Here is a 13,180-nt window from a genome sequence, read left to right as displayed (position 1 = left end):
TGCCGAAGCGCGCTCCGCCTTCGCCGTCGCGCGAACCGCGGGCCTCGCAGCCGCTCCCGCTGACGCACTACGCCAACATGAATCTGCTTTGTAAGGGGGATGGTCGCATGGCCAAGAAAAAGAGATTTCGCATGATCGACGCGATCCTCACGGTGATCTGCGTCGTGTTCGTGGCCGAGGCCGCGGCCCCGGCCGCCGCCATCGGCAACCAGCAGTTCTTCTGGTGGATCTTCCTCATCCTCGCGTTTTTGCTGCCCTACGGGCTTATTGTGTGCGAGTTGGGCACCGCCTACGCCGATGACGAAGGAGGCATTGCCGACTGGGTGCGTCGCGCGTTCGGCGATGCGTGGGGCAGTCGGGTGAGTTGGTACTATTGGGTCAATTTTCCATTGTGGATGGCTTCGCTCGCGTTCTTGTTCCCTGAGACCATCACGCTTTTGACGGGGATGGAGCTGGGCCTTGTTCCCACGCTCGCCATCGAGCTGGCGTTCGTGTGGATCGTCGTGCTCATGAGTTTTTCGAAGACCTCGGACTCCGCGTGGATTCTCAATCTGTCGGCTGTGCTCAAGGTGCTCATCGCCGTGGCGGTCGGTGGTCTCGGCATCTACTATGCCGCGACGAACGGCTTCGCGAGCGACATGTCGCTGTCCACGTTCTTGCCGTCGGCCGATGCGAGCAGCCTCACGTATTTGTCTGTCATTCTGTTCAACTTCATGGGGTTCGAGGCCATCGCCGTGTTCGCGAGCGACATGGAGAACCCTACGAAGCAGATCCCCGCAGCCATCATCGTCGGCGGTCTGGCCATCGCGGCCATCTACCTGTTCAGCTCGTTCGGCATCGGCGCGGCCATCCCGGCCACCGAGGTGTCCCTTGACTCCGGCATCATGGACGCGGTGGCCATCATGGCCGGCGATGGCAGCCTGCTGTTCGTCGTCATCGGGGTTGTCTTCCTGATCACGCTGTTCGGCAACATGATCAGCTGGTCGTTCGGCGTGAACTACGTGGCGGCGCGTGCGGCCGACAAGAAGAACATGCCGCAGGTGTTTTCGCGTCTCGGCAAGAACGGCGTGCCCACCGGCTCGGCCGTAGTCAACGGGATCGTCGCGAGCGCGCTCGTTCTCGTCTCGCCCGTCATGTCGGCCGTGGGGCTGGACGGGTTCTTCTGGATATTCTTCTCCATGAACGTCGTGTTCCTGCTCATCTGCTACATGCCCATGTTCCCGGCGTTTTTGAAGCTGCGCAAGGTCGATCCGGATCGTCCCCGCATTTTCAAGGTGCCCGGCGGCAAGATCCTCATGGGCGTTGCGGCGTGGCTTCCTGTGGTGCTGCTCATTTTGTCGATGGTCGCCACCATCGTGCCGCTCAACGGCAGCGAGGAGGAGCTCTCGAAGATTCCGATGCTTATCGGCGTGGCCGCGTTCGCGGTGATCGGCGAGGTCGTGCGCGTCGTGTCGGCGCGCAGGAGGGCTGTCGAGTACCGCGGCATGGCGCTCGATGGCGACCCTGAGGAGTTCGACGTGCTCCACGGCAACCTCGCGCAAAACGCCGAGCCCGCGGGAGCGACCTCGCCCGATCCTGCCCACGAATCGGCGGTGTAGCGTCCGACCCGCGTCGATCCGGCGGCAAAGCCTTCGTCCGTGGGATGAGGAAGGGCTCCACACGGGGCCCTTCCTCTGTTGCGGGGGAAAGCGGGGCGGGGCAGGCCTATCGTCCAAAGCGCAGCGCACATTGAGAACCCCCATGTTGCCCTGAGCAGAGCATGCGGCGAGCTCCACCGTCATACCGAGCGAGCGCAGCGACTCGAAGGATTCTTTCCAGAGGGCGCAACGCTCCCTTCGCATGCCGGGAGGAGCGCGATGCGCCCTCGGCGCTTTTGGCGGGTTCCTTCAGCTCATCGCGCTCGCTCGGTATGACAACCTGAAGCGTAGCAAGGGGGCGGCTCTTCTGATCCGGCGGCTCTCTTCGTCGCCGAGCGCTTCACGAGAAGCATCCGTGCTGAAGTTCCCGTTCTTCTCATCGCCCATCGTGCGAAAACCTTCGTTTGAGGTAGGGAGCGGCCGAAAATGATCATGCCCCAAGATCCCGCTCGCATCATGGAAGCGCCTCGTCCCGCAGACCGTGGGCGAGGCGAGCATGCCGAATCGCGGATCGCGCCAACGCGCCTTTCTGCTTCCCCGAACGATCATGTTCCATCGATTTCTACCCCAAACGCCGGCTTCCGGCGCACGGCGGGGGCGTGCCAAGGGAACCGACGGAGTCTCCTTGGCACGCCCTGTGGTGCTAGCTGTTGACCACGGTGCCGCCGTTCACGTGGATGACCTGGCCGGACACGTAGCTTGAGTCGTCGCTTGCCAAGAACACGTAGGCGGGGGCAAGCTCGTAGGGCTGGCCGGGGCGGCCCATCGGCACGCTTTCGCCGAAGTGCCTCACCTCGTCGCTGTCGGGGCCGTAGGAAGCCGGGTTGAGAGGCGTCCAGATGGGGCCGGGCGCCACCGCGTTCACGCGGATGCCGCGCTTCACGAACTCCTCGTTTTCCGAAAGCGAGCGAGTGAATGCCGTGATGGCGCCCTTCGTGGCCGAATAGTCCAGCAGCTGCGGACTTCCCTGGTAGGCCGTCACCGACGTGGTGTTCACGATGGTCCCGCCCTGCGACAGGTGAGGCAGCGCGGCCTTGGCCAGGAAGAACATGCTGAAGATATTCGTCTGGAACGTGCGCACGAGCTGAGCTTGCGTGATGTCGAGGATGCTCTTTTGAGGCGTCTGCTCGCCAGCGTTGTTCACGAGCACGTCGAGGCGGCCCCATTCGGCCACGATGTTGCCGACGACGCCTTGACAAAACGACTCGTCGCCCACGTCGCCCTTGAACACGAGCGTGCGTCTTCCCAGTTCGCGGATGCGGTCGGCCACGGTTTGCGCATCGTCGTCGGAGGAGTGGTAGACGATGGCCACGTCGGCCCCCTCTTTCGCGAAGGCGATGGCGGCAGCTGCTCCGATGCCGCTGTCGCCGCCGGTCACGAGCGCGGCCTTTCGCGCGAGCTTATCGGCGGGGCGGTATGCATCGCTTTCCAGCTGGGGCTTTGGATCGACGTTCGCGCGGGCATCGTCCATCTTGTAGTCCGCCTTCGGGGCTTGGGTCTTGAGCGTTGCGGATTGCGTCATATGCGTCTCCTTCCGTTGGATCGTGCTGGAAGCGTACGGCCGGTGCGGTTCGGCCGCCCCGGCTCTGCGAGAAACGTTACGTGGATTTCTCCGTCCGGTAAGGGAGCGCGTCCGGCGGCGCCCTCGCCGAATGCGGGACGCTTGCCCTCGTTCGGTGAAAAGTCGACGGTTCCATTCAGGGTTTCGCTATACTGGCTCGAGGGACGACGAGACGGGAGGAGTCGCGTATGCTGCATGCGGTTGAAGTCAAGCCCGACGTGTACTGGGTGGGCGGCGTCGATTGGAACGAGCGCAACTTCCACGGCTACACGACGGACAGGGGGTCGACCTACAACGCCTATCTCATCATGGACGAGCACCCCACGCTCATCGACACGTGCAAGCCTGCCTTTGCAGGAGAACTGTTGGAGCGGGTGCGCGAAGTGGTGGATCCCGCATGCATCGAGCACGTGGTTGCGAACCATGTGGAGCAGGACCATTCCGGCGCTCTTCCCGCAATCTGCGAGCTCGCGCCGAACGCCCGCATTTACGCGAGCGCGCCGCACGGGGTGAGCGGCCTTGCGGCCCACTACGGCGATCGCAACTACGTGCCCGTGAAGACGGGTGACACGCTCGGCATCGGCAAGCGTACGCTCTCGTTCACGCAGACCATGATGGTGCATTGGCCGGACAACATGGCGACCTATTCCGATATCGACCGCATCCTGTTCTCGAACGACGCGTTCGGCCAGCACTACGCCTCCTCCAAGCACTTCGACGACGAAGTTGGCCTGCCCGAGGTGCTCGCCCAGGCCAAGAAGTACTACGCGAACATCGTCATGCCGTACTCGCGCCATGTCCAGCGCGCGTTGGGAGCGCTTGAAGGCCTGGACATTGACGTGATCGCGCCGAGTCACGGGGTCATATGGCGCAGCCATGTTCCGGAGGTCATGGAGGTGTACGAGCGCTGGAGCTCGCTTCGGCCCGAGAACTATGCCGTGGTGGTGTACGACTCCATGTGGCATACCACCGAGGCTATGGCGCACGAGATCTTGGAGGCGTTCATCGAACGCGGCGTTCCGGCGCGTCTGTTCGACCTCAAGGCGAACCACATCTCCGATATCATGACCGAGGTGCTGACGGCGAAGTACGTGGCGGTGGGCTCGCCCACGCTCAACAACGGCATGCTGCCCACGGTGGCCGCGTTCCTCTGCTACCTCAAGGGCCTCTCGCCGAAGGCGGGTTGGCAGGGGCGTGTGGGCATCCCGTTCGGTTCGTACGGTTGGGGGACGAACGGTCCGGACGAGGTCGCGGACGTGCTTGCGACGTGCGGTTTCGATCTTGCCCTTGGCACGCTGTCGCACCAATGGATCGAGGATGCGGCGAGTCTCGAAAAGCTGCAGGAGGTCGTTGCCAGCGCGGTTGGCCGCTAGCTTTCGGGCGGTCGGGGAAGGAAGGGGAGGGCATCTGTGAGCGAGGGCCTGGGAAAGGTGCTGCTCATCGCCAACCCGGCGGCGCAGAACGGCAACGGGGGTCCGGCGGCCGAGCGGGCGGCGGAGCGCCTGCGCGCAAACCTGGGCGAGGGCGCCGTGGTGCTTGCGCGAACGGCGGGCCCGCGCCATGCGAGCGAGATCGCCGAGCGCGCCGAGGGCTGCTCGACCGTGATCGCGATCGGAGGCGACGGCGTCATCCATGAGGCGGCGAACGGCCTCATGCGCCGAGCGCCCGCCGAGCGCCCGGTCTTCGGCGTGATCCCGGTGGGGTCGGGCAACGACTACGCGCGCACGCTCGGCATCTCGGAGGACGTCGACGAGGCGTGCGCGCAGCTTCTGGCCGCCCGTGCGTTGCCGGTGGACGTGGGGCGCGTGAACGGGCGCTGGTTCGTGGAGACGCTCTCGTTCGGCCTGGACGCCGCCATCGCGCACGACACCGTGGAGCGCCGCGTGCGCACGGGCCGCTCGGGCACGATGCTGTACATGGAGGCGGGGGTGAACCAGCTGCTGCGTCACCTGGACGTGCGGCGCTATCGGGCTTCGTTCGACGGGGGAGTGCCGGTCGAGTCCGAGTCCGTCATGTTCGCCGTGCAGGTGGGCCCCTACTACGGCAGCGGCTTCAAGATATGCCCCGACGCGAAGGTGGACGACGGCGTTCTGGACGTGTGCGTCGCCCATCCGCCGGTCGGCGTGGCGCGGGCGCTCTACATCTTCATGCGCGCGAAGACGGGCGCGCACATCGGCTTCAAGCAGATCGAGACGCGCCGGGCCTCCACGCTGCGCATCGAGTTCGACGAGGCCCCGCCCGCCCAGATGGACGGCGAGCGCATCGAGGGCCGCACCTTCGACGTGTCCGTGGACGCGGGGGCGCTTCGGGTTCTTCGACCGTGAAGGCCGTATGATCGTACGAAATATGATGCAATATCGTACGAATGCTGCATGAGGATCGTACGATGGGGGGTGCCGCATGGTGGTTACCGCGACGGAGCTCAAGCCAAACTTAGGGCACTGCTTGGATTTGGCGCAGTCGGAGGATATTCTTATCAGCAAGAACGGGGACGCGGCGGCAAAACTTTGCAACCCGTATGCCGATCGCGTGCGGGCTATGGAATCTTTGTTCGGGATTCTTCCCAAGGGCGTCACGGTGGATGATGCTCGAGCGATCAGGGCGGATGAGAAGCGGAAGCTCTCCTAGACACGAACGTCATCATCGATGCGCTTGCCGAGCGCGGGGAGTGGGCTTCGGTTGCCCAGAACCTGCTCTTGCTCGCGGTGCAGGGCAAGGCTCATCTGCGCTTGTCCGGAAGCGCGCTCACTGACATATTCTACTTGGCGAGCTGATACGTGTTCCACGATGAGCAACGCAGTCTGCAGGTGGCCAACATCCTTCTCGATTCTTTATCGGTCGCGGAAGTCGGCTTCGGCGAGTGCTTGCTGGCGGCGAACTCGAAGATTCGCGATTACGGGGATGCGGTGCTCGAGGAGGCTGCCCGAAGGGCGAATCTCAGCTTCATAGTGACGCGCAACGGGGAAGGATTTCGAGGGAAGCGAAGTCCCCATGATCGCTCCTCCGAAATATCTGGAGAAATTGCTCGCCTGGCGTTCCTCATGAGCCGCCTGCGTTGCGGACGGGGGTGCGAGCAAAAGAAAAACGGGTCCCGCGCTTCGAGCGTGCGGGACCCGTTTCGGTTCGAGGAGCCGGTTTCCGGGGAGGAGGCTACTTCACCACGCGGGCGCGGCGCACCCCTTCGATGGCCTCAAGGCGTCCGATGGCGTCGTCGGGGTGGCCCGGCGCGTCTGCGTCGAGATCGAGCAGCGTGTAGGCGTTGTCGCCGCGGGCCTTGTTCGTCATGTTCTCGATGTTCACGCCGGCGTCGCCGAACACGTTCGTGATGCGGGCGATGGCGTTCGGCACGTTCGCGTGCAGCACGGCAACGCGGCGAAGGCCCTCCGGAACCGGTCCCATGTCGCAGGCGGGGTAGTTCACGGAGTTCAGGATGTTTCCGTTTTCAAGGTAGTCCATGAGCTCTCGCACGGCCGTCATGGCGCAGTTGTCCTCGGCCTCGGCGGTGGAAGCGCCCAGGTGGGGTAGCACGACGGCGCCTTTCATTTTCATGACGGCGGGGTTCGCGAAGTCGGTGATGTAGGCGTGCACCTTGCCGGATGCCAGCGCAGCGGCCATGGCCTCGTCGTCCACGAGCGTGTCGCGCGAGAAGTTCAGGAACACCGCGCCGTCTTTCATGAGCGAGCAGGCGCGCCCGTCGATCATGCCGATCGTGCCCTCCATGGCGGGCACGTGGATGCTCATGTAATCGCAGGTGCGGAAAATATCGTCGAGGTTCGTCACGCGATGGACGGCGCTCGAGAGGCGCCATGCGGCGCCCACCGACACGTAAGGGTCGTAGCCGTACACGTCCATGCCCAGCTCGACGGCGATGTTGGCCACCTCGGCGCCGATGGCCCCCAGGCCGATCACGCCCAGCTTCTTGCCCTTCACCTCGCGCCCGGCGAAGGCCTTCTTCGCCTTCTCGGCCGCCTTCGCGATGTTCGGGTCGTCGGCGTTGTCGCGGCACCAGGCGATGCCGCCGGCGATGTCGCGGCTGCCCAGCATGAGGGCGCACACCACGAGCTCCTTCACGGCGTTCGCGTTCGCGCCAGGGGTGTTGAACACCACGATGCCCTCCTCGGCGCAGCGGTCGAGCGGGATGTTGTTCACGCCGGCCCCCGCGCGGGCGATGGCGAGCAGGCTTTTGGGGAATTCCACATCGTGCAAAGACGCGCTGCGCACGAGCGCCCCGTCGGCGCCTTCGATCTCGTCGGAGAGGGCGTAGCCTTCAGTGAGAAGGGCTGTGCCCAGGGGCGAAATGTTGTTGAGGCAGTGGATGCGGCGCATGGGCTCTCCTTCGGGACGGCGGCCCGGCGCGCCCGTTCGGCGCGCCGCAGTCGCTTCGGTGCGTTCCCGATATAGTGCGCGCCCGGAGGTTCCGCTGTCAACGAAGGCTCGGCGAGAAGCTCCAACGTCCGGCGAGATGCCCTTGCGTCCGCCCATCCCGTCTTGCTCAGGTGATGGGGACGAGGCTTCGGGCAGGTCGTATCGGGCACTGTGCGGAGGCGTCGGTCCGAAGCCGCGCCAGAGGCTGCGCGCGGATCGCTCTGTCGCCTACGGTCGAGGGGCTCTGCGAGGGGCTCTAAGCGTGTGCGGGCCGCCGATCCTTCGCGTGGATCGGCGGCCCGCGTTATCGCGACGAGGGGCGCTCCCGGCTAGTTTTGCGTTGAGAGGAACACCTGCAGCGACATCTGCTCGATCTGGTCTTGCAGCTCTTCAAGCTCGTCGACATGCTTGTCCTCGTCCTCGAGGATCGTCGTGAGGATGTCGCGCGTGGCGTAATCGAGCACTTTGCCGGCCAAGACGATGGCCTCGTTATAGTCGCGCACGGTGTCCATCTCGAGCGCGAGGTCGAAATCCACCTGATCGGGGACCATCGCTCCGATGCGGATGTCGTTGAGGCGAGACACGATAGGCGTGCCCTCGAGGAACAGGATGCGCTCGATGAGCTTCTCGGCATGCTTCATCTCGGTGATGGCGCGGCGTTCGAAGGCATCGTGCAGTTTCCCGTAGCCCCAGTCCTCGCACATCTCAGCATGCACCATGTACTGGTTGACGGCGGTCAGCTCGCCGGCCAAAAGATCGTTAAGCGTGTCGATGAGTTCCTGGTTTCCCTTCATGGGGCGCTCCTTCCGAAACATGGGCGATGGACGGCGGGCTGCATCGGCCCGTCCGCTCGATTGTAGGGGCGGTGCGGCGAGAAGGAGGGCGGCGCGGTGAACCGTCTTCGCGGCGTCGCCATGCTGTCAAGAAAACGGAGTCATGTTCGCAGTTCGTTTGCCCGTGCTTGCATATGCTACACTTTCGTATCGGCTCGAGTCGTCGGAGAGTTTGGGGTTCAAGCCGCATGCGACGATCTGGGAGAGGAGGGCTCGTGGGCTTCGCGATGCGTGTCGGGCGCGACGGGGGAGGCCCGACGTTTCTTTTGCTAGGATTCGGGACGTTCCTCGTGACGTACGGCGGCGGGCCGCTCGGATTCTTCTCGGGGCCTACCGGTGCGATCCCGTGGGACGCTGTTCTTGTCGTCCAGACCGCGTTTCTGGTGGGAACCGCGTTGGGCAGCTTCGGAGTGCGGCTCGTGTTTCGCTCAGGTTCCGCGCGAAAGAAGCAGGTGATCGGCGCGTCGGCCTATGTTGCGGCGACGTTTGCGTGTTTGGCTTTCCAGTCTGCTTTACCTGCTGCGGACGTCCCTGCTGGCGCATGGTGTAGGGTCGCGCTGTCCCTGTTTGCGGGAGCGTGCTCGGCGCAACCCCTCCTTTTCTGGGTCGAGCGGCTCCTCGATTTCAGCAAGACGTCCGGACGCTTCGGATTTTTCGCGGTGCTCGTCCCGTGCTATCTGCTCAATCCGATTGCGGCGGCTTTGGTCTCCCAATTCGATGCCGTGCCGTGCGTTGGTCCGGTCGTTGTCGTGGCGTGTTCGCTCGCATCCGCTTCGTTGCAGGCGATTGTTTTTCGATCGCCCGAAAACGACGCTCCTCGGAGACTTTCGGACAAAGGGCCTTATCGGATTGTCGTCCACTCCTTTTCGATCCTTGTCTGCTTGGGCTTCTCGTGGGGGGTGGCCGAGGCTGTTGCTCTGTTTGTGTTCGGTGCCGTCTGGTCAACCGAATCGGCGCTTGGCATGGTCGCTGCTTTCGGTTTGGTGTTCGCCTCGGCTTGTGCGGTACGGGTGCTGCGCGTGCGTGAAGATATGAAGTTCGGAGCCTTCATAAGGCTTTCCATCGTTGCGTGCGGAGGAGTGCTCGTTGCCGTGCCCCTGATAGTCGAAACGGTGCCTTCGTTGCTTTTCCCGTTGTGCTATTTCGTCATACTCCTCGGAGAAGTGTCGCTTGTCGCATTCTCGATAGACGTTTGCCGCGAGGAGGGAAGACCTGTGATTGATGTGTTTCCGGTCAACTATGCGGTGTTCGTGGGGGCCGTCTGCGTATCGGGGGCGCTTTTTTGGCTCGCGCAAGAGTTGTTCGAGGAGCGAACGGCTTGGTGGTCGATTGCGGTCGTTTCGACATGGGCGGTTCTAGCCGCCGTGCCTTTCCTTCCGAGTCGTGCGAGCGACGCGGTCGTGTTCACGCTCGGCGAGCTTCCCGAGAACGAGGGGTACAAGGCAAACGTCTCAATGCTTCGGGATCGGATGGCGCTACGTTATGACCTGACTGGCAAGGAGAGCGAGGTCTTGGACCTTCTGCTTCAGGGCATGAACCGCGAGCAGATTGCCGATCAGCTGTACTTGAGTCCCTGGACGATCAAGTCGCGCATAGGCGCGATCTATAGGAAATGCGGTATCCATTCGTATAAAGAGCTTGTGAAGCTCGCTTCGAGCGATGAGGCGTGAGGCGATCTGCTCGCGGGCCTTCTCGCTTGCGCGATCTCGCAACCTGTCAGCGTTCTGACCGCTTTCGTTCCGTTTCCCGGCTCGCGTCCGCATCTTTCGTTCGCGACGTTCCGCTATTGGCCCTCGATGATGCCGAGCTCCCTCACCGGCTTTTCGACGATGCCGTCTTGCACCTGCCGGTTGCGCAGGACGCCCTTTGCCACGGCATGGGAGCGCGCCTGGGGCGGTCTCGGGCGCTTCGAGACGTAAAAGCTCCTCAGACCGGACGCCTTTCTTTGCAGCATGCCGTCGGCGCACGCGACTGGCCGTCCTCGCTTTGCATTTGTCGTTCTGCCGCTTTTCGAAAGGCGTCGGTCGGCATGGCGGGCGTTCTGCGCCTCTCGCCGTACGAGGCGAGGGAGGGGTGTCTTCCGGGCGGAGGATGATGCGGTCGAGTTGGTTTCTGGTTGGCGGAAAGGTGGCTTTGAGGTGGTGCTCGGCGCGCTGCGCCTGCACATCCCGGACTCCGGTCCGTCGTCGAAAGAGGGTCGTTGGTAACTTCGAGATCGAATTCGTTCCTCCAGCGCCGTTTTGAGGCGAAAGCGCATGTGCGGGGCGCGGTTCCGTCGTCCCTCGCCGTTTTGCCGTCCGGTAGCGCGCCGGCGGCGTGCCGGAGCTTGGCGTTCGCGGGCTGGCTTTGGGCCTCCGAGAATGGCGGCTCAGGTGCTTACCCGCTCGCAAGGACGGGGAGGCGGATCTCTGCGAGAGGCGCGCTACGGAGGCTCGCTTACGGCCAGATCGTCGGCAGCCCGACGAATTCTGCGCGAAAGGGTCGCTTTCCGCTGCTGCCGCCTCCTTCCCGTCCCTTTTCAGCGTTCTCGTCGCGCTTTTCCCGCAGGTCGAAAAGCAGCATGCCCAAATGGGTGATTCCGCTTTTTGCCCAAAGGGGCGCTTTCCCGCCTGCGGGTTCTCCGGGTAGCATGCGGTTTGCGCTATCCGGGCGCGATGAAGACGGGCAATGGGGCCGAAGGAGGTTCGGCATGCATGAGATGGCACTGGTGCACGGAGTGGTCGATGCGGTGCTCGAACATGCCGGGAGCATCGGCGCGGGCGAGGTGACGTCTGTCTTTCTCACGGTGGGGCAAGGGCGCGATGTCGTAGAGGAGTACATGCAGGGGCTGTTCGCGTTTCTTTCGAAAGGCACGGTCGCCGAGCATGCGAGGCTCATCGTCGACAGGACCCCTTTCGCCGTGCGGTGCAACCGATGCGGCTCCGTCTTTCCCATCGACGTCTTCGACTCTTCGACGTGGGAATGCCCTCGGTGCGGAGCGGAGCGGGACTACAGGCTCCATTCCGGCATGGAGTTCACGATCGACCGCATCGAGGTCGTCGGACGCGCGGATTCCGGGCATGCGCAGGCCGATACGGGGGATGCCGCGTTCAGCGCTTCGTCCGCTCGTTGCCCCGTCGGGCGATGCGCGTCTTCGGTTGCAGGGCGGTCGATGCGCTCAAGGCGGTTCCGACATGTTGGAGAAGAGAGGAGAGGCGAATGACGAAGGATGTCGACAAGCGTGAAGGAAACGTTTGGAAGCGCAATGAGGGGCTGACGCGAAGGGGCTTCCTCGGTGCTATGGGGATGATGGGTGCCATGGGCGCCATGGGCGCGATGGCCGGATGCGCAACGACGAGTGCGAGCGCCGCGCAGGATGGTGAAAGCCAACAGACGGAGGTCGTTCTGAGCGATGGAACCGTGTGGAAGGGCACTCCCAAGCACATTGCCGATTTGGGTGGCTCGACCATGCCGCTCGAGGAGCTCAACCGACGTCGCAAGGAGTACGTCGATTCCCAGACGGATTGGGTCAACGAAGATGGCTCCGTCGTTCCGGCCGTCTACGTCAAGATGCGTGCGCTCATCCATACGCACGGGTTCGGATGCGGGGAGGGCCTGAACGACACGATGTTCAAGCGTTTGCAGAAGCTGTTCACCGAAGAGCAGGTTCAGGCGTATCTCGAGATGCCGTGGGGCCGCGAATTCACGGTCAACGAGTACTACCACAAGTCGCAGCAGGAGGGATCGAGCCGCACCTACGAGGAGTGCAAGGAGCTGTGCGAGCTTTTCAGTGCAGCGGCTTACCTTCCTTTCCGCACGCGCGCCGAGGGCATCGTCTACAACATCCCCGGTTTTGCGGAGGGCGTCAACACCTACACCTACTGCGACGAGTACTATGCGGATCCCGAGAATTTCGACTGGCCGCTACTGGGAGACGGCCTGGCGGAGGATCACGCATACGCCGGCACGCCGGTGTTCTACTCGGTTCCCCTCAACAAAGAGGTGGTGGCGGAAGGAAACGAACTGCTTGCCTACGACGATATCGAAACGGTCATCAAAGACCACGAGTTCATAGCCTTGCAGCCTTGTTCGTGCCGGTACGCGGTCTATGTGAACGAATGCCATGAGAAGGGCACGAACTTCCCGACGTTCGGGGATTTCGGCCGCGGGGATCTCGCTGAATTCCGGGACTCCAACGGGGACCGCATCGAAACGTGTCTGGCGTTGGGTGACGACGCCGAGTACCTGGTCGCCCTCGGGCTGGGCCGTCGGATCAGCCAAGAGGAGGCTTTGGAGGTTATCCGGAAATCCCGCGACGACAATTTCATACTCCATTGCCTCTACGGCAAGGAGCATGCGTGGGTGTGCTGCTGCAATCCGAAGATATGCGGAATCACGGCTCAGTGGGCGGCCGGAGCCGAGGCGCTTGGCGGCTGGGACGAGCTGCAGAAGCTTCCCGCGTTCGCGTACCGCACCCACTACGACATCGGCGCCGACTTCAAGCTGTGCGTCGCGTGCGGCACATGCGCGGAGCGCTGCCCGATGGAGGCCATCACGATGGACAACTACAACGGCAGGCCTCGCGTGACCGACCATCTGTGCCAGCGTTGCGGCCAGTGCGCGTACGTGTGCCCGCAAAAGGCTCGCAAGCTGTACAAGCGCTCCGACGACCAGATATTGGAAATGCCGCATCTCTTGGAGGACGACTACAATCTCAAAGCGGCTTACCGTTTCGAGCACGGCCTGATCGGACGGGGCACGACGGCCGGTCAAACGAGGTTCTAGCCGACGGCGAGCGGGAAGGA

General features: G+C 63.5%; 11 protein-coding genes. 8 read left to right on the top strand and 3 right to left on the bottom strand.

From position 1 onward, the window contains the following. The first annotated feature begins 107 nt into the window (after positions 1-107). Positions 108-1,598 (top strand): APC family permease, encoded by a 1,491-nt coding sequence (locus tag B5F40_RS10055; RefSeq protein ID WP_087194206.1) that lies wholly within the window; start codon positions 108-110, stop codon positions 1,596-1,598. 682 nt (positions 1,599-2,280) lie between these two features. Here the strand turns inward: B5F40_RS10055 and B5F40_RS10045 are convergent. Next, positions 2,281-3,159, bottom strand: coding sequence for an SDR family oxidoreductase (locus B5F40_RS10045; RefSeq protein ID WP_087194204.1), 879 nt, complete (start codon positions 3,157-3,159; stop codon positions 2,281-2,283). 227 nt (positions 3,160-3,386) lie between these two features. On the opposite strand from B5F40_RS10045, the gene B5F40_RS10040 reads away from it, so the two are divergent. From B5F40_RS10040 to B5F40_RS16955, 4 genes are all read left to right on the top strand, one after another. Next, positions 3,387-4,571 (top strand): FprA family A-type flavoprotein, encoded by a 1,185-nt coding sequence (locus B5F40_RS10040; protein WP_087194203.1) that lies wholly within the window; start codon positions 3,387-3,389, stop codon positions 4,569-4,571. A 36-nt stretch (positions 4,572-4,607) separates the two neighbouring features. Then, complete coding sequence (locus B5F40_RS10035; RefSeq protein ID WP_087194202.1) at positions 4,608-5,522, top strand: diacylglycerol/lipid kinase family protein; 915 nt, start codon at positions 4,608-4,610, stop codon at positions 5,520-5,522. 76 nt (positions 5,523-5,598) lie between these two features. Next, entirely contained in the window at positions 5,599-5,826 is a 228-nt protein-coding gene (locus tag B5F40_RS10030; RefSeq protein WP_087194201.1) for a type II toxin-antitoxin system prevent-host-death family antitoxin, read from the top strand. 11 nt (positions 5,827-5,837) lie between these two features. Then, positions 5,838-5,972, top strand: a complete 135-nt coding sequence (locus B5F40_RS16955) for a hypothetical protein (protein ID WP_446718592.1) — start codon at positions 5,838-5,840, stop codon at positions 5,970-5,972. A 376-nt stretch (positions 5,973-6,348) separates the two neighbouring features. Here the strand turns inward: B5F40_RS16955 and B5F40_RS10025 are convergent, their stop codons facing one another. Together B5F40_RS10025 and bfr are read right to left on the bottom strand one after the other, a co-directional pair. Beyond that, positions 6,349-7,524: a phosphoglycerate dehydrogenase gene (locus B5F40_RS10025; protein ID WP_087194200.1), complete on the bottom strand. Its 1,176-nt coding sequence runs from the start codon at positions 7,522-7,524 to the stop codon at positions 6,349-6,351. A gap of 368 nt (positions 7,525-7,892) precedes the next feature. Further along, the gene (gene bfr, locus B5F40_RS10020) at positions 7,893-8,357 is read right to left on the bottom strand and encodes a bacterioferritin (RefSeq protein WP_087194199.1); all 465 of its coding nucleotides are present in this window, start codon (positions 8,355-8,357) and stop codon (positions 7,893-7,895) included. 254 nt (positions 8,358-8,611) lie between these two features. On the opposite strand from bfr, the gene B5F40_RS10015 reads away from it, so the two are divergent. The 3 genes from B5F40_RS10015 (at position 8,612) to B5F40_RS10005 (ending at position 13,160) form a co-directional block, all read left to right on the top strand. Next, positions 8,612-10,066, top strand: coding sequence for a helix-turn-helix transcriptional regulator (locus B5F40_RS10015; RefSeq protein WP_162610953.1), 1,455 nt, complete (start codon positions 8,612-8,614; stop codon positions 10,064-10,066). A 1,019-nt stretch (positions 10,067-11,085) separates the two neighbouring features. Further along, complete coding sequence (locus B5F40_RS10010; protein ID WP_162610952.1) at positions 11,086-11,598, top strand: hydrogenase maturation nickel metallochaperone HypA/HybF; 513 nt, start codon at positions 11,086-11,088, stop codon at positions 11,596-11,598. After that, the gene (locus B5F40_RS10005; RefSeq protein ID WP_087194196.1) at positions 11,595-13,160 is read left to right on the top strand and encodes a 4Fe-4S binding protein; all 1,566 of its coding nucleotides are present in this window, start codon (positions 11,595-11,597) and stop codon (positions 13,158-13,160) included. Before B5F40_RS10010 ends, B5F40_RS10005 begins: the two co-directional genes overlap by 4 nt. Positions 13,161-13,180: the final 20 nt, after the last annotated feature.

The sequence above is a fragment of the Gordonibacter sp. An230 genome, from assembly GCF_002159915.1.
Classification (GTDB): domain Bacteria; phylum Actinomycetota; class Coriobacteriia; order Coriobacteriales; family Eggerthellaceae; genus Rubneribacter.
The sequence above is the reverse complement of the archived record's forward strand: the minus strand, read 5'-3'. Positions and strand labels throughout refer to the sequence as shown.

Coding starts and splice junctions, on each gene's coding strand:
- B5F40_RS10055 (WP_087194206.1), top strand. CDS start 108: ATGGCCAAGAAAAAGAGATTTCGCATGATCGACGCGATCCTCACGGTG.
- B5F40_RS10045 (WP_087194204.1), bottom strand. CDS start 3,159: ATGACGCAATCCGCAACGCTCAAGACCCAAGCCCCGAAGGCGGACTAC.
- B5F40_RS10040 (WP_087194203.1), top strand. CDS start 3,387: ATGCTGCATGCGGTTGAAGTCAAGCCCGACGTGTACTGGGTGGGCGGC.
- B5F40_RS10030 (WP_087194201.1), top strand. CDS start 5,599: ATGGTGGTTACCGCGACGGAGCTCAAGCCAAACTTAGGGCACTGCTTG.
- B5F40_RS10025 (WP_087194200.1), bottom strand. CDS start 7,524: ATGCGCCGCATCCACTGCCTCAACAACATTTCGCCCCTGGGCACAGCC.
- bfr (WP_087194199.1), bottom strand. CDS start 8,357: ATGAAGGGAAACCAGGAACTCATCGACACGCTTAACGATCTTTTGGCC.
- B5F40_RS10010 (WP_162610952.1), top strand. CDS start 11,086: ATGCATGAGATGGCACTGGTGCACGGAGTGGTCGATGCGGTGCTCGAA.
- B5F40_RS10005 (WP_087194196.1), top strand. CDS start 11,595: ATGACGAAGGATGTCGACAAGCGTGAAGGAAACGTTTGGAAGCGCAAT.